The organism is Gordonia sp. McavH-238-E, assembly GCF_022348225.1.
Lineage (GTDB): Bacteria > Actinomycetota > Actinomycetes > Mycobacteriales > Mycobacteriaceae > Gordonia > Gordonia terrae.
In genome coordinates this window covers 147,532-165,954 of record NZ_JAKRFE010000006.1, presented here as the reverse complement: position 1 = coordinate 165,954, position 18,423 = coordinate 147,532, and the positions used below count along the sequence as shown (strand labels likewise).

At 68.4% G+C, this 18,423-nt stretch carries 22 protein-coding genes; 8 read left to right on the top strand and 14 right to left on the bottom strand.

Features of this window, described 5'->3' with window-relative positions:
* The first annotated feature begins 41 nt into the window (after positions 1–41).
* The gene (locus tag MHN80_RS10615; protein WP_101819600.1) at positions 42–674 is read left to right on the top strand and encodes a flavin reductase family protein; all 633 of its coding nucleotides are present in this window, start codon (positions 42–44) and stop codon (positions 672–674) included.
* A 21-nt stretch (positions 675–695) separates the two neighbouring features.
* On the opposite strand, the gene MHN80_RS10610 is transcribed toward MHN80_RS10615, so the two are convergent.
* The 7 genes from MHN80_RS10610 to MHN80_RS10580 form a co-directional block, all read right to left on the bottom strand.
* Positions 696–1,643: a PfkB family carbohydrate kinase gene (locus tag MHN80_RS10610; RefSeq protein ID WP_239401435.1), complete on the bottom strand. Its 948-nt coding sequence runs from the start codon at positions 1,641–1,643 to the stop codon at positions 696–698.
* On the bottom strand, positions 1,640–2,215 hold the full coding sequence (locus MHN80_RS10605; protein WP_239401434.1) for a zeta toxin family protein: 576 nt from the start codon (positions 2,213–2,215) through the stop codon (positions 1,640–1,642). The genes MHN80_RS10610 and MHN80_RS10605 overlap by 4 nt, the downstream gene beginning before the upstream one ends.
* Positions 2,212–2,595: a ParD-like family protein gene (locus MHN80_RS10600; RefSeq protein ID WP_239401432.1), complete on the bottom strand. Its 384-nt coding sequence runs from the start codon at positions 2,593–2,595 to the stop codon at positions 2,212–2,214. The genes MHN80_RS10605 and MHN80_RS10600 overlap by 4 nt, the downstream gene beginning before the upstream one ends.
* A 123-nt stretch (positions 2,596–2,718) precedes the next feature.
* A complete protein-coding gene (msrA, locus tag MHN80_RS10595; protein ID WP_239401430.1) occupies positions 2,719–3,267 on the bottom strand; it encodes a peptide-methionine (S)-S-oxide reductase MsrA in 549 nt (182 codons plus the stop codon).
* A complete protein-coding gene (gene msrB / locus MHN80_RS10590) occupies positions 3,264–3,746 on the bottom strand; it encodes a peptide-methionine (R)-S-oxide reductase MsrB (protein ID WP_239401428.1) in 483 nt (160 codons plus the stop codon). The genes msrA and msrB overlap by 4 nt, the downstream gene beginning before the upstream one ends.
* A gap of 159 nt (positions 3,747–3,905) precedes the next feature.
* Positions 3,906–5,129 carry an acyl-CoA dehydrogenase family protein gene (locus MHN80_RS10585; RefSeq protein WP_239401767.1) on the bottom strand — a complete coding sequence of 408 codons (1,224 nt, stop codon included), beginning with the start codon at positions 5,127–5,129 and terminating at the stop codon, positions 3,906–3,908.
* A gap of 69 nt (positions 5,130–5,198) precedes the next feature.
* Positions 5,199–6,281, bottom strand: coding sequence for a VOC family protein (locus MHN80_RS10580; protein ID WP_239401426.1), 1,083 nt, complete (start codon positions 6,279–6,281; stop codon positions 5,199–5,201).
* A gap of 247 nt (positions 6,282–6,528) precedes the next feature.
* Between MHN80_RS10580 and MHN80_RS10575 the strand changes: the two genes are divergently transcribed.
* Genes MHN80_RS10575 through MHN80_RS10555 form a run of 5 tightly spaced genes read left to right on the top strand, consistent with a single transcriptional unit; the run spans position 6,529 to position 11,189 of the window.
* Positions 6,529–7,422 (top strand): acetaldehyde dehydrogenase (acetylating), encoded by an 894-nt coding sequence (locus tag MHN80_RS10575; RefSeq protein ID WP_239401424.1) that lies wholly within the window; start codon positions 6,529–6,531, stop codon positions 7,420–7,422.
* A complete protein-coding gene (gene dmpG, locus MHN80_RS10570; RefSeq protein ID WP_239401422.1) occupies positions 7,419–8,474 on the top strand; it encodes a 4-hydroxy-2-oxovalerate aldolase in 1,056 nt (351 codons plus the stop codon). Before MHN80_RS10575 ends, dmpG begins: the two co-directional genes overlap by 4 nt.
* Positions 8,475–8,478: 4 nt before the next feature.
* On the top strand, positions 8,479–9,975 hold the full coding sequence (locus tag MHN80_RS10565; RefSeq protein WP_239401420.1) for an aldehyde dehydrogenase: 1,497 nt from the start codon (positions 8,479–8,481) through the stop codon (positions 9,973–9,975).
* 5 nt (positions 9,976–9,980) lie between these two features.
* Positions 9,981–10,733, top strand: coding sequence for an SDR family NAD(P)-dependent oxidoreductase (locus tag MHN80_RS10560; protein ID WP_239401418.1), 753 nt, complete (start codon positions 9,981–9,983; stop codon positions 10,731–10,733).
* Positions 10,734–10,775: 42 nt separating this feature from the next.
* The gene (locus MHN80_RS10555; RefSeq protein ID WP_239401416.1) at positions 10,776–11,189 is read left to right on the top strand and encodes a tautomerase family protein; all 414 of its coding nucleotides are present in this window, start codon (positions 10,776–10,778) and stop codon (positions 11,187–11,189) included.
* A 148-nt stretch (positions 11,190–11,337) separates the two neighbouring features.
* Here the strand turns inward: MHN80_RS10555 and MHN80_RS10550 are convergent, their stop codons facing one another.
* From MHN80_RS10550 to MHN80_RS10520, 7 genes are read right to left on the bottom strand one after another with little or no spacing between them, the layout of a single operon-like run.
* The gene (locus MHN80_RS10550) at positions 11,338–11,544 is read right to left on the bottom strand and encodes a tautomerase family protein (protein WP_004022312.1); all 207 of its coding nucleotides are present in this window, start codon (positions 11,542–11,544) and stop codon (positions 11,338–11,340) included.
* A gap of 1 nt (position 11,545) precedes the next feature.
* Positions 11,546–12,343, bottom strand: a complete 798-nt coding sequence (locus tag MHN80_RS10545; protein ID WP_239401414.1) for a 2-keto-4-pentenoate hydratase — start codon at positions 12,341–12,343, stop codon at positions 11,546–11,548.
* A gap of 32 nt (positions 12,344–12,375) precedes the next feature.
* Positions 12,376–13,167: a 2-keto-4-pentenoate hydratase gene (locus tag MHN80_RS10540; protein ID WP_239401412.1), complete on the bottom strand. Its 792-nt coding sequence runs from the start codon at positions 13,165–13,167 to the stop codon at positions 12,376–12,378.
* Between the two features lie 43 nt (positions 13,168–13,210).
* Entirely contained in the window at positions 13,211–14,032 is an 822-nt protein-coding gene (locus MHN80_RS10535) for an IclR family transcriptional regulator (protein WP_239401410.1), read from the bottom strand.
* A 1-nt stretch (position 14,033) separates the two neighbouring features.
* Complete coding sequence (locus MHN80_RS10530) at positions 14,034–14,345, bottom strand: EthD family reductase (protein ID WP_239401408.1); 312 nt, start codon at positions 14,343–14,345, stop codon at positions 14,034–14,036.
* 28 nt (positions 14,346–14,373) lie between these two features.
* A complete protein-coding gene (locus MHN80_RS10525) occupies positions 14,374–15,411 on the bottom strand; it encodes an NADH:ubiquinone reductase (Na(+)-transporting) subunit F (protein ID WP_374206333.1) in 1,038 nt (345 codons plus the stop codon).
* Between the two features lie 3 nt (positions 15,412–15,414).
* On the bottom strand, positions 15,415–16,650 hold the full coding sequence (locus tag MHN80_RS10520; RefSeq protein WP_239401406.1) for a cytochrome P450: 1,236 nt from the start codon (positions 16,648–16,650) through the stop codon (positions 15,415–15,417).
* Between the two features lie 122 nt (positions 16,651–16,772).
* Here MHN80_RS10520 and MHN80_RS10515 point away from each other — a divergent pair, with 122 nt between their 5' ends.
* Both MHN80_RS10515 and MHN80_RS10510 read left to right on the top strand, forming a co-directional pair.
* Positions 16,773–17,762, top strand: a complete 990-nt coding sequence (locus MHN80_RS10515) for an AraC family transcriptional regulator (protein WP_239401405.1) — start codon at positions 16,773–16,775, stop codon at positions 17,760–17,762.
* 48 nt (positions 17,763–17,810) lie between these two features.
* Entirely contained in the window at positions 17,811–18,314 is a 504-nt protein-coding gene (locus tag MHN80_RS10510) for an SRPBCC family protein (RefSeq protein WP_239401403.1), read from the top strand.
* The last annotated feature ends 109 nt before the right edge of the window (positions 18,315–18,423 follow it).

Below are 18,423 nucleotides of genomic sequence, written 5' to 3'. Positions count from 1 at the left end.
CAGGCAGCGGCACGTCCGGCCGCTGACGTACCGTTGCGACGGTGACGACCTATCACTCCTACGAACCGTCGCACGGCCATCGGCTGTCGCACGATCCCGTCAACGCGATCGTCGCGCCGCGACCCATCGGCTGGATCTCCACCGTGTCCGGCACCGGGGTGCGCAATCTCGCTCCCTACAGCTTCTTCAACCTCTTCAACTACACGCCGCCGATCGTCGGCTTCGCCAGCGTCGGCTACAAGGACACCGCCGCCAACGCGATCGAATCCGGCGAGTTCGTGTGGAACCTCGCCACCGACGACCTCGGCGAGAAGATGAATGCGACCTCGGCGGCGGTGCCCGCCGGCGAGGACGAGTTCGAGGTCGCCGGCCTGACACCGCTGGCCGCCGACCTCGTCGCGCCGGCACGCGTCGAGGAGAGCCCCGTGGCCTTCGAGTGCCGGGTCACCCAGTCGTTCCAGTTGCGCACCGCCGCTGACGACCCCGTCGACAGCTGGATGGTGTTGGGCGAGGTCGTGAAGATCCACATCGCCACCCACCTGCTGCGCGCGGACCAGACCTTCGACACGGCCGGTGCGCGCCCGCTGCTGCGAGCCGGCGGACAGGGCGACTACTTCCTGCCGAGCGACGACCACCACCGGTTCATGAAGCGACCGAAACCCGCCACGCGCTGACCGCCCGGTCGACGGGTTCGCTCACAACGCGCTGCGAATCTCCTCGTCGCTCGGCATCCCGGTCCGTGCACCGACCGCGGCCACCGACAACGACGCCGCCGCGACACCTCGCTTCGCCGCGTCGACGACCGTCGAACCGCCGGCGAGCGTCGCCGCGAACACTCCGTTGAAGGTGTCGCCCGCCCCCGTGGTGTCGACCACGCGGTCGACGTGCCCGGCGGGAAGGACGACCACCTCAGATGCCGGATCGGCGATCAGGACGCCCTGCGCACCGAGGGTCACCAGAACCGGGGCACCCGTCCGCGACGCCACCGCCGTAGCCCGCTCGGCCGCGGGAACGTCCGGGGCGTCCCGACCGTCGGCGATCAGCCGGTGCAGGTCACGAAGCTCCGACGCGTTGGGCGTGAACACCGGCCGCGACTCCATCAGGTCGACCGTCGACGGCAACACCGGGGCGGGATTGACGACGCATCGGATACCTCGCGCAGCGGCCGTCGTCACCGCCGCGGCCACGGCGCCGGCCGGGATCTCGGTGCTGACGAGCACACACCCGGCCCAGCTCGCCGCGCGATCCACCGCGGCACGGACCCTCTCGGCGTCGACGGCGGCGTTCGCGCCCGCCCCGACGGCGATCTGATTCTCACCCTGTGGATCGACGACGATCAGCGCCATTCCGGTGGCGACGCCGTCGAGCACGCCCACGTCGGTCACGTCGACGCCGGAGTCCCGCAACTCGGCGAGTGCCTGCGCGCCGGTGTCGTCGGAACCCACTGCCCCGCAGTAACGCACCTCGGCACCCGCCCGCGCGGCGGCAACAGCGGCATTCGCGCCCTTGCCGCCGCCGTACCGCGTCACCGTCGGGCCGACGACCGTCTCACCGGGCCCCGGGAGACGATAGGCTTCCACCACCAGGTCGACGTTGACGGCGCCGACGACGAGCAGTCGGGTCGCTCGATCGTGAGAAGTCATCGTGCCTCCGAACCCGTGAGCGCCCCCGGCGTCCAGTCGGGCCAGTCGGGCACGCCCGCGACCATACCGTCGACGTACCGCGCGACGATGCGCGTGGTCGCTCGCTCGTTGGCGTACACGGTTGCCTGGTCACTCCGCAGGATCGCCGTGCGGACGAGCGGCCACAGGCGGCGGAACCGCTCGCGGATCTTGACCTCCGGGACCGCATGCCCGCCACTGTCGACGCGTAGCCGCACCCGATGCACGGCGAGATCTTCGGGGATCATCACGACATGGAGAGCGACCCGGTATCCGGCGGTGTGCGCACGGTCGATGAGTTCCAGTTTCGACGGATGCGAGAAGACCGTCTCGGCGATGAACGAGGCACCGGCCTCGATGAGGTGGTCGCGGGTGGCCGCGGCCAACCGGGCCGCGTCGTAGGAGTGGGCTTCCGCGGCGTCGGGCCACTGCTGTCGGGCGATCAGGTCGGCGTTCACGAAGGGTGTGCGCACCAACGGCTGTAGATGATACTCGACCAGCGTCGACTTTCCCGCGCCGTTGCATCCGACGACGAGGTCGAGCCTCGGTGTCACCGTTCGAGGACGACGCTCGTCCCGTCGGGCCGGAGTTCGACGAGCCGTCCGGCGTCATCGACGACGACCGAGGAGAACCCCTCCGAGGCGCGTCGGACGACGTGGTCGTCGGTGGCCAGCCGCGCCTCGAGGTGCGCGTCGATCTCGGCGTCGTAGACGACGGTCTCCTCTGCGGTCAACGCCTCTGCCGGCAGGTCGCCGGCCAACGCGGCCTCGATCCGCCGACGCGACGCGGTGGTGCGCTGCGAGACGCTGCGGCCGAGACGTGCCCAGTGTTCGAGTTGCTGCCGCGCCGATCGCTGCTCGCGCGCGCCCTCCCGGGCGGCATCGGTCACCAGTGCAGCAGACAACCGGGTCACCTTGTCCGTACCGGTGCTCATCGCACACCTCCCGCGTGGGTGTAGCAGAGTGCTACATCGACCCAGCATACGCCGACGAACCCGTCGACGGTCGTTGTCGGACGACCGTCGACGAGCGCCGGCACTCTCAGCCGGTCTCGGGTGTCACCGCGTCGAGGTCGCATCCCGCTTCGGCAACACCCATCCCGGTCGCGGGAAGTGGCAGGTGTAGCCGTTCGGGAAATTCAGCAGGTAGTCCTGGTGCTCGGGCTCGGCCTGCCAGAACGGACCCAACTGCTCGATCGTGGTGACCGCCTTGCCCGGCCACAGACCCGAGGCATCGACGTCGGCGATGGTGTCGCGAGCGACCTGCTCCTGCTCCGGGGTCACCGGGAAGATCGCCGAACGGTAGCTCGTGCCGACGTCGTTGCCCTGCCGGTCGCGCGTCGTCGGGTCGTGGATCTGGAAGAAGAACGCCAGGATGTCGCGGTACGTCGTCTGCGTGGGGTCGAAGACGATCTCCACCGCCTCCGCGTGACCGGGATGGTTGCGGTAGGTGGCGTGGTCGTTCTGTCCGCCGGTGTAGCCGACCCGGGTGTCCAGGACACCGGGCTGCTTGCGGATCAGGTCCTCCATCCCCCAGAAACACCCGCCCGCGAGGACCGCGGTCTCGGTGCCGGGGCGGACGGTGATCTGGCCGGTGTCGGTGGTCATGCGTTCTCCTCCTGGGTGTCGGTGGTGGTGTGGTCGTCGGTGAACAGGGCGGCGTACTCGCCGTAACCCTCGGCGTCGAGTTCGGCCACCGGGATGAACCGCAGCGATGCCGAGTTCATGCAGTACCGCTGTCCGCCCGCGTCCCGCGGCCCGTCGTCGAAGAGGTGTCCGAGGTGGCTGTCCGCCCCGGCGGACCGTACTTCGATGCGCCGCATGAACAGGCTCCGATCGACCGTCGTCGCGACGGCGTCGGGGTCGATGGGCCGGGTGAAGCTCGGCCACCCGGTTCCGCTGTCGAACTTGTCGGTCGACGAGAACAGCGGCTGCCCCGACACGACGTCGACATAGATCCCGGGTTCGTGGTTGTCCCAGTACTCGTTGTCGAAGGCCCGCTCGGTGCCGTCCCGCTGGGTGACGCGGTACTGCACGTCGGTGAGGCGGCTCAACGCCTCGGGGGTCTTGCGGTAGGTGTTCGTCACGTTTCCTCCTGCCGACGCTCCCCCGCTCCGTCGATCGACGGCGCATCTCGGAGGGCGTCACCATGCACAACACCACGATGCCCGGATTTGGTCCCGACCCGCGACTGGGCCGCCGCCCACCAGGTGGACGGCGGCCCGGACACGCCTGGCAGACTCCGATCAGCCCACGACGTCACGCCCGAAGATCTGCCGGGCGAGGACCCAGCGCTGCACCTCGCTGGCACCCTCGTAGATCTCCCCGATCTTGCTGTCCCGGTAGAGCGCCTCGACCGGACCCGACGAGTCGTCGTCACCCAGTTCCTGGGTGAACCCGAACCCGCCGAACGCCTGGACCGCATCGCGGGCCATCTGGACCGCGACCTCGGTACCGCGCAGTTTGGCCATCGCCGCCTCCGGTTCGGGGAACCGCGTGCCGGAGTCGAGCCGCATCGCCGCCTTGAGGTACAGGTCGCGCGAGATCGCGATCTCGGTCGCGCGGTCGGCCATCAGGAACTGCCAGTGCTGCCGGGCTGCGAGCGGTTCGCCGAAGGCCACCCGGGTGCGCAGGTGGGCAGCGGTGCGGTCGAAGGCGGCTTGCGCCATGCCCACACCCGCCGCCGCGATCCCGATACGTCCGTAGGTCAGCGTCTGCAGGGCGACCTTCAGCCCGCCGCCCTCGGTCCCGAGCAGGGACTCACGCCCCAGCTCCACCTCGTCGAGGTGCACGTCGGCGGTGATCTGGCCCTTGTTCCCGAGCTTGCGATCCGGCGTACCCACCCGGACCCCCGGGGTGTCGGTCGGGACGATGAACGTCGAGAGCCGGTCACCGGTGCGAGCGAGGACCACCACGAACGCGGCGACGACGGAATTGGTGATCCACCGCTTGCGCCCGTTCAGCACCCATCCGTAGCCGCGGCGGTGCGCCACGGTCTGGACCGCCTCGGGTGAGAGATCGCTCGACGCGGCCGGCTCGCTGGTGGCGAACGAGCCGACGATCTCGCCGGCGACGACCGGGGCCAGCCACCTGCGGCGCTGCTCCGGCGTGCCCTGGTTGACGGCATTGCCCGCGAGGATGCAGTGGACGTCGAAGATCGCGGCGACGCTGTTGGAGAAGTACGCCAGTTCTTCGACGGCGGTGGCCGTCGCGGTGGCCGGGTGAGCCAGTCCGTCGCCGCCGACATCGGCCGCGAAGGGGATGCGGTAGGTCCCCGCCGTGGCCAGCCGATCGAACACGTCACGTGGGAAGCCGTCGAGTCGCTCGTCGCCCCGCGCGATCCGGTCGGCCACCGGCGCGACGTCGCGAAGCGCGACCTGCCGAACCCTGCGACGGACCTCGACCACCTCCTCGGGCGACACGAGGTCGTGATACAGGGTGTCGGCGATCCGCGGCGGCTGGTCGGGCATGTCGTCGGACGACGACACCCTGGTGATGTCGATGACAGTCAAGGAGTCTCCTGTTCTGATCGACCCGGCTCAGACCGGCGCATCGGCCACGGCACGGGAGTGCTCGATCTCGTCGGGCACGAGTTCGGCCGCGGTCTCCGGCGCCGCTGCGCCCGGACCGAAGTCGGCGAAAGCCGTGATGTGCTCCTCGAGCGGCAGCGGGTTGGGCGTGCCGTAGGTGAAGTAGGTCTCCCACGGCAGCTTCGCCCCGCCGATGGCCAGGCCGGTGTCGATGTCGGACATCTGCCAGGTCTTCGTCTCGGCAGACGGGTCGAGGTGCAGGTATCCGGACTCACCGAACAGCTCGATGCGATTGCCGCCCGGTTCGAACACGTAGAGGAACTGCCCCTGGGTGATCCCGTGCCGGTCCGGTCCGGCTTCGATCCGGATGTCGTACTCGCGGAACATCTCCACGGCGTCGATGTTGTGCTGACCCGTGCCGTAGTAGAAGGCGAGGTGATGCAGTTTGCCGCGCCCGCCGGTCATGTCGCGCATGCACGCGACCTCGTGGCCGAGGATGTTCGAGCTCATCCAGGCACCGATCTCGACGTCCCCGTCGACGACCCGCTCGGTGGTGTGGAACCCGAGGTGCCGTTCGAACTCGGTCTTGACGGCGGTGACGTCGGAAGCCATCAGGTTGAGGTGGTCGATGCGCTTGACCGGGATGCCCTGCAACGGCTTCTTCGACGGCCGGGTGAGGATCTTGCTCTGCAGTTCCGGTGGCGCGACGTACTTCTCGGCCTCCCAGACCAGTGCGAAGTCATGACCGTCCGCGGTCTTGTACGCCACGGTCTTTCCGTAGCCGAATTCGTCCTCGTGCCAGGAGGTCTCGATGTTCGCATCCTGCAGAGAGGCGGCACGACGTTCGAGCGCCTCCGGGGAGCTGGTCCGCAGACCGGCATGACCCATGCCCGGTTCGCGAGACTCGGTGATCTTCAGACTCCAAGGATAGGGGTCCTCGTACGCCCGCAGGTAGACGGACTGGCCTTCGCTCCGGGTCACGTACATGCCCAGGAATCGGGTGAAGAAGTCGAGGGTTTCCTGCGGCTTGGGGCTCAACAGTTCGGCTCGCGCGAGGTGCGCGACATCGAAGCGTGCGGCGTTCTCGGTCATCGGTTCTCCTGTGGATCGTGCGACACCGGATCTCGGTGGCTGCTGGCTGATGTCCGTCAGCATGGCGTCGAGATGTGACTGCCGTCACCGGCGTTCGGGATATCCGAACAACGGCGCTGCCGATTGACTCCGCATTCGGACTGCCCGGTCCCGGCCCCGCAGACCGCCCCTGCTCCATAGCGTTCGGAGTCGAGCACGCCGCCGGCATCGGAGGCCGAGCGTGCGCGACGAGCTAAGGAGACATGCGATGAGCCGGTTGACCGCCGCCATTGTGGGATCGGGCAACATCGGGACCGACCTGATGTACAAACTGCTGCGATCCGAGTACGTCGACCCGGTCTACATGGTCGGAATCGACTCGGCCAGTGAGGGTCTGCGACGAGCGCGTGCCGAAGGGCTCGAGGCGTCGGCAGAGGGCGTGGACTGGCTGCTGCAGCAGTCGTCGCCTCCCGATCTCGTCTTCGAGGCCACGTCGGCCAAGGTGCACGCCGCGGTCGCTCCGCGCTACGCCGACGCGGGGATCACCGCGATCGATCTGACGCCCGCATCGGTCGGCCCCTACGTCGTCCCGGCGGTCAACCTCCGCGAACACGTGAACGCGCCCAACGTGAACATGGTGAGCTGCGCCGGGCAGGCCACGATCCCGATCCTCTATGCGATCAACCAGGCCGCCGACGCCACCTACGGTGAGATCGTCGCGGCCATCGCGTCGGCGAGCGCGGGCCCGGGCACCCGGCAGAATCTCAGTGAATTCAGTGAGAAGACGGGGCGCGCACTGGCACAGGTCGCGGGAGCGGACCGCGCCAAGGCGATCTCGGTGATCAACCCGGCCGAACCGCCGATGAACATGCGCGACACGGTATATGCGAAAGTGCGCAACCCGGATCCCGCGGCCATCGAACGCGCCGTCGTCGACATCGTCACCGAGGTCCAACGCTACGTCCCCGGTTACACCCTCAAACTCGTCGACGTCGACGGTGATCTCGTGACCGTGATGCTCGAGGTCGTCGGAGCGGGCGACTTCTTGCCCACCTACGCAGGCAATCTCGACATCATCACTGCCGCCGCCGTCCAGGTCGCCGAGGTGATGGCGCAGGAGAAGGCCGTGACGACGACACTCCAGACAGGAGCACTGCGATGACCAGTCAGTCCCCGGCCCACGGGCCCCGTTCGGTCACCCTCGTCGACACGACGCTGCGTGACGGCATGTCGAGCGTCTCGCACCGGTTCACCACGCGCGACGTCGCCGCCATCGCTTTCGGCCTCGACCGGGCCGGCATCCCGACAATCGAGGTGGCACACGGCATCGGTCTCGGCGCGTCGTCGGTCCAGTACGGCCTCGCCGCGGCCACCGACCCCGAGTACGTGCGCGCCGCCGTCGACGCGGTCGACAACGCCGACATCGCGGCCCTCTACGTGCCGGGCATCGCGACGCTGACCGAACTGCAGGCGGCAGTGGATGCCGGCATCTCGACCGTCCGGGTCGCCGTCCACTGCACCGAGGCGGACTGCGGACAGCAACCCGTCGAGTGGGCCAAGGAGAACGGGCTCGAGGTCATGACATTCCTCATGATGAGCCACAAACTCGAACCCGACGCACTCGCCGAGCAGGCAGCGAAGCTCGACTCCTACGGCGCCGACGTCGTGTACGTCGTCGACTCCGCAGGTGCGCTCGTCCCGCAGCAGGCCGGCGAGCGGGTCGCGGCACTGCGCGAGGCGATCTCCGCGGACATCGGCTTCCACGCACACAACAACCTCGGTGTCGGGATCGCCAACGCGCTCACCGCCGCCGAGAACGGAGCCACCTACATCGACGGTTCCTTGCGCGGTCTCGGCGCGAGCGCCGGCAACGCCCAGACCGAAGTCCTCGCCGCAGCATTCGAACGCGCGGGATGGGACACCGGCGTCGAGCTGTTCCCGCTCATCGACACCGCCGAGAACGTCGTGGCACCGCTGATGACCGAACCGCAGATCGTCGACGAGACCGCGCTCGTGCTCGGTTACGCCGGCGTGTATTCCACGTTCTTCCACCCCACCAAACGCGCCGCGAAGAAGTTCGGTGTCCCGGCCCGGGAGATCCTGCTCGAACTCGGCCGGCGCGGCGTGATCGGCGGTCAGGAAGACATGATCATCGATGTGGCCTCGGAACTCGCGGGCCGCACCTACGAGACGCCCGTCGCGGCGGAGGTGTGAGGAAATGACTCTGTTTGTCACCGATCAGGACAGCACCGATCAGAACGGTACCGCCGAGGTGCGTCACCTCATCGGGAACGACTGGCGCACGGCGTCGGACGGCGCCACGTTCGAGTCGCGCGACCCGCACGACGGCGCGTTGCTCGCGACGGTGGCGCGCGGCACCGCCGACGACGGGATCGCCGCGATCGACTCTGCCCGCACCGCTTTCGACGACGGACCGTGGCCGCAGATGTCGCCCAAGGAGCGCGCGGCGATCCTGCATGCGGTCGCCGATGCCGTCGACGACCATCGAGAGGAGCTGGCACAGCTCGAGACCCGGGACGGCGGCAAGACGATCACGCAGTCGCTGCACGCCGAGATCCCGCGGGTGGCACACAATCTGCGCTTCTTCGCCGACTACGTCTCGATGGCCGCGAACGAGGCCTACCCGGACGGCGACCTGCTGTCCTACGTGCTCTACCCGCCCGCCGGGGTCGTGTCGGCGATCAGTCCGTGGAACGCGCCGCTGATGCTGGCGACATGGAAGATCGCGCCTGCTCTGGCCTTCGGCAACACCGTGGTCCTCAAACCGGCACCGCAGACGCCGTTGACCGCCAACCGATTCGCACAGATCGCGCTCGAGGCGGGACTGCCGCCGGGGGTGCTGAACGTCGTCCACGGCTTCGGCGGCGAGGCCGTCGCCGGACCGCTGACCTCCGATCCACGCGTCGACCGGATCACCTTCACCGGATCGAGTGCCACCGGCGTGAAGATCCTGCAGGCCGCCGCGGCGAACCACACGCCTGTCTCGGCCGAGATGGGTGGCAAGTCGGCCAACATCGTGTTCGCCGACGCCGATCTCGACGTCGCCGTACCGATGTCTCTCCGGGCCATCTTCGGCGGCAACGGACAGGTCTGCCTGTCGGGTTCCCGCCTGCTGGTGCAGAACTCGATCCTCGAGGAGTTCGTGGAGCGCTTCGCCGAGGAAGCACGGAAACTGGTGGTCGGCGACCCCAAGGACCCGGCGACGTTCATGGGCCCGCTCATCGAGCAGCAGCACCTCGACAAGGTGCACAGCTACGTCGAACTCGCGCAGGACGAAGGCGGCAAGATCATCACCGGCGGCGAACGACTCACCGACCCGGACCGGGCAGGCGGCTTCTACTATCCACCGACCGTCATCACCGGCCTCACCAACGACTCCCGCACGGCACGAGAGGAGATCTTCGGTCCGGTCGAGACGGTTCTGGGCTTCGACACCGAAGAGGAGGCCCTGCGCATCACCAACGATTCCCCTTACGGCTTGGCGGGCATCCTGTTCACGCAGAATCTCGACCGGGCTCATCGGATGGCCGCACGCTGGAAGGCCGGCACGGTCTGGATCAACACATTCTTCGAACGCGATCTCCGGCTGCCCTTCGGCGGTGAGGGCATCAGCGGCCTGGGTCGTGAGGGTGGCCAGTACTCCCGCGAGTTCTTCACCGAACCGCGCGCGGTGACGCTCCGGATCCGGAAGTAGGACCCGTGTCGACTACCGAGACATCCGTGGTCGTCGGCGCGACCGGCGCCATGGGGACCGTGTTCACGCGCCGCCTGGTGGCGCGAGGGATGCGGGTTCTCGCGGTGGGCCGCCGTGCCGAGGAACTCGAACAGCTCGCGGCGACAGACGAACTGATCGTCCCGTGCGCCGCCGACATCGCCGAGGACTCGTCCATGGACGCGATCCGCGCCTGCCTCGACGGGCCCGTACGACTCGCGGTGTTCGCGGCCGGTCTCCCGGTCCGCGGCTCCGCCGACGCGATCGAACCCTCGTTGCTGGCCACCGCCGCCAACATCAAGGTGGCCGGCACGGTCCGGTTGCTGCGAGCCGTCCGCGACCACCTCGCCGACGGCTCGCGGTTCGTCGCGATCGCGGGTTCGCTCGGACTCGAACCGGGGCCCCTCGACACCGGCCCGGGCACCGCCAACGCCGCCCTGTTCAATCTGATGCGACAGATCGGCGCGTTGTACGGACCCAGAGGGGTCACCGTGCACACCATCGCACCCGGACCCATCGACACTCCTCGGTTGCGCGCCTTCGTCGACACCGAATCGCGCGAGACCGGCGCTGCGCCGCGGGAGATCTGGGACCGGTACACGGCCAAGACCTCGCTGGGTCGTCTGCCCACGCTCGACGAGATCGCCTGGCTCGTCGAGATGCTGCTCGAGCCTCAGGCCGCCGTCCTGCACGGCAGCGTCCTCAATGCCGATGGCGGAACTCGCCACGGCATCCAGTAACCCGGTCCGGAACGGACGCGGGCACTTCCGATCGGAGCCGACGTGCCGGTTGCACACTTCCACATCCCCATCGGCAGCGCGTCCACCGAGCAGCGCGCCGCGCTGTTGACCGACTCGAGTGCGGCCTACTCCCGCGTCCTCGACTCACCGATCGAGCGGGTACGCACCTTCGTCGTGCAATACGACCCGACCGACCTCGCCGTCGGCGGGCAGCTCGTCGCCGACGGCGGCGCGATCGCACCGTACTTCACCGCGATCGTGCTCGCCGGCCGGCCTGCCCGCCAGCGTTCGGAGCTGCTCGCGGCCTTCACCGACCTGCTCGTCGAGCACCTCGGAGTCGACCGGTCCGCAGTCCGTGGCCGAATCGTGGAGGTGTCGCCGGAGAACTGGGGCATCGGTGGCGTACCCGCGAGCGACGTTCGGACAAGCGAGATCTCGTTGCGCGCCGCGCCCTGAGGGCGCCTCGACGTTGCGGACCCCGGATCGGCGTTACTTCCGCCTGATCTGCGCTGGTTGTGGCCAGCGCAGATCGAGGTCAGGTAGCGCGTCAGTGTGCCAGGCTCTTGCGACTCCCCCGAGCAGAGCTCGAGAAGACTCTCCGCACTCACGATTCCGAGATTGTCGCCTGACGTTCGGCGACGGTGACGTCGCCCGCCGACCAGTGGGTGGGCGGGACCTCGCGGACGCAGACGCGGATGTTCGCGACCGGGGCGCCGATCGCACGATGGGCGGCCGCCGTCAGCTCGCGCATGAGTGCGCGCACCTCGTCGGGCGAACGCCCTTGGGCGATGGTCACGTCGATGAACGGCATCTCACCCTCCCGCGACCGTGATCGAGCCGAGCGTGGTGAAGTGTGCCGCGACCCGGCTACCCGGCTCCACCGGGACAGCGTCCGTCATACCCCCGGTGAGGACGACCCACCCCGCCTCCAGGGTGAGGCCCCGCGCACCGAAGGTGTTGGCCGCGAACGCCAATGCCTCCGCGGGATGTCCGAGCACTGCTGAACCCGTCGCGGTGGCGACGATGTCACCGTCGACCTCGAGCAGGCACGCCTCGAGTCCGAAGTCCACGTCCGCGACATCGCGGATGACCGGGCCGGTCACGTAGACGCCGGAAGAGTTGTTGTCGGCCACCGCATCCGCGAGGGTGAACTTGAATCCTGAGTAGCGACTGTCGATGATCTCGATCGCGGCCATCGCATGATCGACCGCGGCGAGTGCCGTGGCCGCGGTGACACCGGGACCGACGAGGGGACGCCCGAGCACGAAGGCGATCTCGGGCTCGGCGCGTGGATGGATGAGTCGCTCACGCGGGACCGGCAAGCCCGCGGGCAACGCCATGGCATCGGTCAGCCACGCGACCGAGGGCTCGTCGACGCCCATCTGCTTCTGCTTGGCCCGCGAGGTCAGGCCCAGCTTGATCCCGGTCACGGTCTCCCCGCGCGAGCGGCGGCCGGCGAGCGCGATGTCCTGGGCGGCGTAGGCGACGTCGAGGCTCAGTCCCGGCCACTCGTGCTGGATCGAGGTCCGCGCCGTCCGCGAGCGCTCCGCGGCGAGCAACGAGCCGGCCACGCGAACCGCACTCCAGTCGTCGATTCCGTTGTCTGTCACTTCTTCTCCTGATGATTCGAGAACACGAGCACTCACGCACCCAGCACCGCGGTCACGCTGCCGACGCCGGCGATGGTGGCGACCACGGTGTCCCCCGGCCCGACCGGCACCGCCGCGGTCATCGAGCCGGGCAGCACCACATGGCCGGGTTCGAGCGTGACGCCGAGGGGCCCGACCGTGTTGGCCAGCCAGACCAGGGCGTTGATCGGCGACCCGAGCACCGCGCCACCGGCGCCGGTGTGGACGAGTTCGCCGTTCACGTGCAGGTTGCAGCCGGCCATCCGCAGGTCGACGTCGACGAGCGGCACCGGCCGCCCGCCCAGGATGACCCCGCCCGATGACGCGTTGTCGGCAATGGTGTCGAAGATGCCGATCTTCCAGTCGCGGATGCGGGAGTCCACGATCTCCAGTGCGGGGAGCACGAAGTCGACGGCCGCGGCCGCCTCGGCGACCGTGACTCCCGGTCCGCGTAGTGGCCTCGCGAGGACGAAGGCGACCTCTGGCTCGATGCGCGGTTGGATGAACGTGCCCGCCGGGATCGGGGCGTGCTCGAGGTGGAACATGCTCGCCGTGAGGTGCCCGAAGTCCGGCTGGTCGACACCCATCTGCCGTTGGATGGCACGGGAGGCCAGCCCCACCTTGTGCCCTTTCACCACGTCACCCTGCTTCTCCCAGTCCTGGACCTGGGCGAGGGCGATCTCATAGGCGGTCGACAATGGGCGGTCCGCGAACCGCCCGGCCAGGGGTTCGATCGGGGCGTGGTCTCGATAGGCGTCGAGCAACGCATCGGCCGCGTCGCGCACGAGGTCGGCATGGTCGGTCATGGGAGGCGTGGTCTTTCTGGGTTGAGGAACGGTGACCGCGGGGTCATCCCGCCACCGCGTGCAGGACGGAGACCTCGCGCTCGGGCAGACGGATGGGCGTGGACACGTCGCCGGACGAGGTGTTCAGCGCGCGGGACGCGTCGGCGGCGGCCGCGATCACCGCACGCCGGAATTCGTGCTGTGCCGGCATGAATCTCGTCGCGGGCGCGGTGATCGACATCGCCGCCACGACGACCCCCATCTCGTCGCGGATCGGAGCCGCGACGCAATGCACGTCGGGAACGGCTTCGGCCAGGTCGAAGGCGCAACCCCGACGCAGCACACCCTTCAGTTCGGCCGCCAGTTCGTCCGGGTCCGTGACGGTCGACGACGTGTACCGCCGGAGCTGCTTGTCGGTCACGTTGCGGGCCAGCTGAGCCGGATCGCAGTGCGCGAGGAGCACTTTGCCGACCGCGCTGCAGTGCGCGTCGAGCTGGGCGCCGATCCGGGCGCCGGACACGTTGATGACGTGATTGCCGAGCACCTTGTCGACGTATATCACCCGGTAGCGTTCCATGACCGCGAGATGGGTTGTCTCGCCGAACTTCTCCGACAGCGCCTGCAAAGCCGGCGCGGCGCAGGATTTGACGTCGACCGTGCCCTGCAACGCCTGGTTCAGCTCGACGACCCTCCAGCCGATGCGGTAGCGGCCGCGGGCGCGACACTGCAGCAGGCCGATGTCGACCAGCGAGGCCAGCAGCGCGTGCGCGCTCGACCGGGGGACGCCCAGTTCGCCGGCGACCTCCGACACACCCCACTCGGGACGTTCGACGGTGAACAGATCCAGGACCGGGCCGATCTTCTGGACGGTCTGCAGCGCGGCCACCTCAGGGACCCACCGTCGACTCGTCGCTGAACAACAGGGTCGCACCGCCGGTGGCGAAGTTCGCGACATCGCCGGCCGCGGCTTGCCCCTCGGGTGAGCCGAGTGACTGCCCAAGAGACTCTTTCGAATCGAAGTACAGCTCGGCCACACTGTACGAGGCGGGTTCGGTGCCGTCGAGGGACTCGCATTTGCCTGCGGCGAACCGCCGCAGTCCGGGGATGCGGCGAACCAGCTCGGCATGCTCGTTCTCGTAGTGCCGGTCGAAGGCGGCCGGGTCGAGCGGGTGTCCGTAGATCACGGTGAGTCGGTACATGGCTTGCCTTTCGGGTTCGAGCGGGATGTCACGACGCTGCCGTGGTCGCCACGGGTGCGGCCACGGTGAATTCCTCGCGGAAGATGAGACGGGGCGCCATCCGGCGACGTTTGAGGGCCCGGACTCCGGCCTCGATCATGGCCGGTGGGCCACACAGGTACGCGCTCAGCCCTTTACAGCTCCGGAAGTCCTCGACGACCGCGTCGGTGACCATCCCGGTCGACCCATCCCATTGCTCCTCGCTCAGGACGGGCCGGTAGTGGAAGTTGCCGTGCTCGGCCTCGAGGTCGCGGAAGAAGTCGACGTCGTAGAGGTCGTCGCGGCGTCGGCCACCGTGGTAGAGGTACAGCTCGGGGACCAGACCGTGATCGAGCACATGACGGGCGATCGACTTGAGCGGGGCGAGTCCGGTGCCCCCACCGATGAGGATGGCCGGTTCGCTCTGTTCGCGGACGAGGTGGAACTGGCCCAGCGGTCCACGGAGTTCCACTCGCTCCCCCACCGAGAGCGCGCTGAAGATCCAGCCGTCCGTTGCCCTTCCACCGACGGTGCGCTTGACGTGGAACTCCAGGCGCTTCGGTTCCGACGGCGGGTTGGCCATCGAGTACTGGCGTCCGAGACCGGTACCGGGGATCTGCAGTTCCGCGTACTGACCGGCGTTGAAAGACATCGGTTCGTCCAGTTCGACGACGAGTCGCCGCGTGTCGGCGGCGATGTCGTCCAGGGCGACGACGGTGCCGTCGAAATCGCGCAGCGGATGCCGTGGTGCGCCATCGTCCGACGCGGTGCCCAGTGGTTCGACGACCAGGTCGGAGCACGGCGTGGCCAGACAGCCCAGCGCCAGTCCGGCACACCGTTCGGCCGGCGTCAGCGTGTACTCGGGCGAATCATTGTGCGCCACCTGGCCGTCGAGTACCCGCACCTTGCAGGTCCCGCAGGTTCCCTGCGTGCAGGAATGCGGGAGCCACTCCCCGGCACGCAGGACCGCGTCGAGAACCGACTGGTCGTCGGCGACCTCGAACGGGATGTCCGAGCCCTGGATACGAACCCGATGTGTGCTGGTCACGGCTCAGACCTCCCACTTCACGTGGAGCTCCTTGGGACCGCGGAAGCCCCAGCCCCAGAAGTTGACCTCGTGGTCGGTGTCTCGCTCGATGTTCGGGATCGTCTCCAGCAGTTCCTCGAGCGCGATCCGGATCACGTTGTTCGCGAAATAGGTTCCGGCACAGGCATGGACGCCGCCACCGAAGGTCATGTTCGGGATCACGGCGCGGTCGAGGTCGTAGGCGGTCGGGGCGTCGTAGGCGTTCTCGTCCTGATTCGCCGACCCGTAGGAAAGCATCACCACGGAGTTCTGCGGGATCGTCACACCGCCGACGACGACCTCGTCGGTGGCGATCTTCGCGGCCGCCGACCAGATCGGCGCGACCCACCGCATGCCCTCACCGACCGCCCTGGGGATGAGGCCGGGATCGTCGACGACCCGCTCCAGCTGTTCCGGCCGGCTGAACAGACCGGCGAGCGTGGTCGCCATGGCATGTCCCGGCTCCTGCATCGCCCCGAGAAGGAACACGTACAGGTTGGGGTAGATGACGTCGCGGCTGCGCGTCTGGCCTTCCGGCATCCCGTCGTGGAGCCAGTGCGAGATCGCGCTGTGATCCGGGTTGATGATCCACTCGTCGATCTTGGGGTCGACGTGCGCGATGATCTCGGCCTTCGCCTCGTCGCCGGGGACGAAGCCGTCGGGATTGGCGAACTCGCCGTCGGGCGTCATCGCGGAGTTGGTGAACGAGCCGCTGAGCTTGTGGAACCACTCCCGCAGCTTGTCCGTGCTCACATCTCCGAGGCCCAGCAGGTCGCCGAGGGCACGGACACTGACCGGTTCGCAGTACTCGGCGACGATGTCGGCCGAGCCGTTGTCCTCGATCCGCTCCAGCAGTTCGCATGCGAACGGACGCACCAGATCGTCGATGTAGTCGTCGACGGCCGACGGCTGCAGGTGCGGCTCGACCATGTCGCGCAGATCGCGATGCTCGGGGCCGTTCGAGTTGAGCAGCGCACCGTGGCCGAACGTGCGTCCGCCGGCCGGGGAGATCACCGCCGGCCAGGTGTCCGAATCCTTCGCGATCTGCATGCACAGCTCGCGGGTCGAGACGATGTACATCCCGAGGGAGGGCACGAACGCCACCGGCGCCTCCTTCCGCAGCCGCTCGTAGAACGGATACGGATCGGCCTCGAGTTCGGCCATCGTGATCTCTTCGACGAACTTCGGGGTGACCTCGTGCGAGGGCTGGACTGCGGTCATGGTGACTCTCCGTTGTAGTTCCGGATATCGGTTGTCGGGAGCCGGTTCGTTCGGTCATGTCGCCGGCCACCGTGGCAATGTCTTGTGATCTGGAACACTATGGGTGGAGGTGAGGGGAGAGAATGACTGCGAATGCACCGATGGATGACTCCGCGTGCACAGCGGGAACCGTCGAACTGAGCACCCGCGAACTCGCGAGCGCCGAGGGTCGGGTCCGGTGGGCGGAGGCGCTCGACGCCACCTTCTGCGAGATGGACATCGACTGGCCCCAGGCCCGTCGCCCGTTCACCGCTCAGATCGTCGCGCGCCCCGTCGGAAGCCTCTCGGTGAGCGTGGTCCGCGCCGATCCGCACACCGTCGTCCGCACGCCGGCGATGATCGAATCCGATCCGGCCGACGACTATCTGTTGTGCCTCATCACCCAGGGCGCCGCCACGATCTCGCAGGGCGAACACACCGGACTGTTGCAACACGGCGCCTTCGGGATCATCGACGCCACAGCTCCTTTCGTCGTCAGCGGCGCCACCGAGTTCGAGCAGATCGTTGTGCGTGCGCCTCGTGGACAACTGGCCGCGCGGGCTACGTACGACGTCATCGACGACGCGACGGGCCGGGCCATCGCGGTCGATTCCGGTATCGGACGACTCGTGTCGAGCTTCCTCGTCGACGTCGCGGCCCAGGTCCAAGGAATCTCCGTGTCGTCGTCCGGCACGGTGGCGAGCGCGGTGTTGGACATGGTCGCCGGCGCGGTGACCGAGCAGATCTCACACCGCACCGCGACCGACCGGATACATGCCGCCGATCTACGCGCGGTCCAGAACGCGATGGCCGATCACCTACACGATCCCGACCACACCATCGCGCTGGTGGCCGCCGAGGTCGGGATGTCGATGCGATACGTCCACAAGCTGTTCAGCACCACCGGCACGACACCGCGGGCCTGGCTGTACGCCCGACGGCTCGACCGGGCCCGCGCGCTTCTCGCGCAGACCGATCTCTGTGTCGCCGACATCTGCGCACAGGTCGGGTTCCGCGATCCGTCGCACTTCAGCCGCGCGTTCAGCCGGACTTTCGGGGTCAGCCCGTCCCGGTATCGGTCCGCCGCGCTCTGAGCGTCACCCTCCCTAGGATGGTCCGTACGCGACCGCAGGAAGGGACCCATGACGATCAGTGACACCGACCGTGATGCTCGATTCACCCACTCCGAGTCCATCCACATCGACGTCACACCCCAGCAGGTGTGGGACCTGGTGACCGACATCGGTCGCACCGGTGAGTGGAGCCCGATCTGCAAGGCGTGCTGGTGGGCGGAACCGGCGACCGGTCCCGAGGTCGGTGCGTATTTCCATGGCCGCAACGAGACCCCCGAACGTGTGTGGGAGACCCGTTCGCGGGTCGTCGCCGCCGACGAACCCCGTGAGTTCGCGTGGATGGTGAACGAGAACGCGGTGCGGTGGTCGTACACGATCACGCCCGACGGCGACGGGACGACGCTGACCGAGTCGTGGGCCGTGCAGCCCGCGGGGTTCGACCTGTTCGCCGAACGCTTCGGCGACGACGCATCGCGGCAACTCGAACAGCGTCGCGACGCCGCGCTGGCGGGCATCCCGGCCACCCTCGCCGCCATCAAGGAGATCGCCGAGCGCGGCCCCGCCGCCCCCTGAGGTGCGAGGAGCGAAAGCGACGAGCCTCGAAGGGCCTGGCGACTATTCTCACCAAGCCCTTCGAGGCTCGCTTCGCTCGCACCTCAGGGAGCAGAGGGGCTCTCCGCGC

What these genes read in the sequence shown, in the direction of transcription:
- MHN80_RS10610 (WP_239401435.1), bottom strand. Translation starts at nt 1,643, where the DNA reads ATGACTTCTCACGATCGAGCGACCCGACTGCTCGTCGTCGGCGCCGTC.
- MHN80_RS10600 (WP_239401432.1), bottom strand. Translation starts at nt 2,595, where the DNA reads ATGAGCACCGGTACGGACAAGGTGACCCGGTTGTCTGCTGCACTGGTG.
- msrA (WP_239401430.1), bottom strand. Translation starts at nt 3,267, where the DNA reads ATGACCACCGACACCGGCCAGATCACCGTCCGCCCCGGCACCGAGACC.
- MHN80_RS10585 (WP_239401767.1), bottom strand. Translation starts at nt 5,129, where the DNA reads ATGCCCGACCAGCCGCCGCGGATCGCCGACACCCTGTATCACGACCTC.
- MHN80_RS10580 (WP_239401426.1), bottom strand. Translation starts at nt 6,281, where the DNA reads ATGACCGAGAACGCCGCACGCTTCGATGTCGCGCACCTCGCGCGAGCC.
- MHN80_RS10575 (WP_239401424.1), top strand. Translation starts at nt 6,529, where the DNA reads ATGAGCCGGTTGACCGCCGCCATTGTGGGATCGGGCAACATCGGGACC.
- dmpG (WP_239401422.1), top strand. Translation starts at nt 7,419, where the DNA reads ATGACCAGTCAGTCCCCGGCCCACGGGCCCCGTTCGGTCACCCTCGTC.
- MHN80_RS10565 (WP_239401420.1), top strand. Translation starts at nt 8,479, where the DNA reads ATGACTCTGTTTGTCACCGATCAGGACAGCACCGATCAGAACGGTACC.
- MHN80_RS10550 (WP_004022312.1), bottom strand. Translation starts at nt 11,544, where the DNA reads ATGCCGTTCATCGACGTGACCATCGCCCAAGGGCGTTCGCCCGACGAG.
- MHN80_RS10540 (WP_239401412.1), bottom strand. Translation starts at nt 13,167, where the DNA reads ATGACCGACCATGCCGACCTCGTGCGCGACGCGGCCGATGCGTTGCTC.
- MHN80_RS10530 (WP_239401408.1), bottom strand. Translation starts at nt 14,345, where the DNA reads ATGTACCGACTCACCGTGATCTACGGACACCCGCTCGACCCGGCCGCC.
- MHN80_RS10520 (WP_239401406.1), bottom strand. Translation starts at nt 16,650, where the DNA reads ATGACCGCAGTCCAGCCCTCGCACGAGGTCACCCCGAAGTTCGTCGAA.
- MHN80_RS10515 (WP_239401405.1), top strand. Translation starts at nt 16,773, where the DNA reads ATGACTGCGAATGCACCGATGGATGACTCCGCGTGCACAGCGGGAACC.
- MHN80_RS10510 (WP_239401403.1), top strand. Translation starts at nt 17,811, where the DNA reads ATGACGATCAGTGACACCGACCGTGATGCTCGATTCACCCACTCCGAG.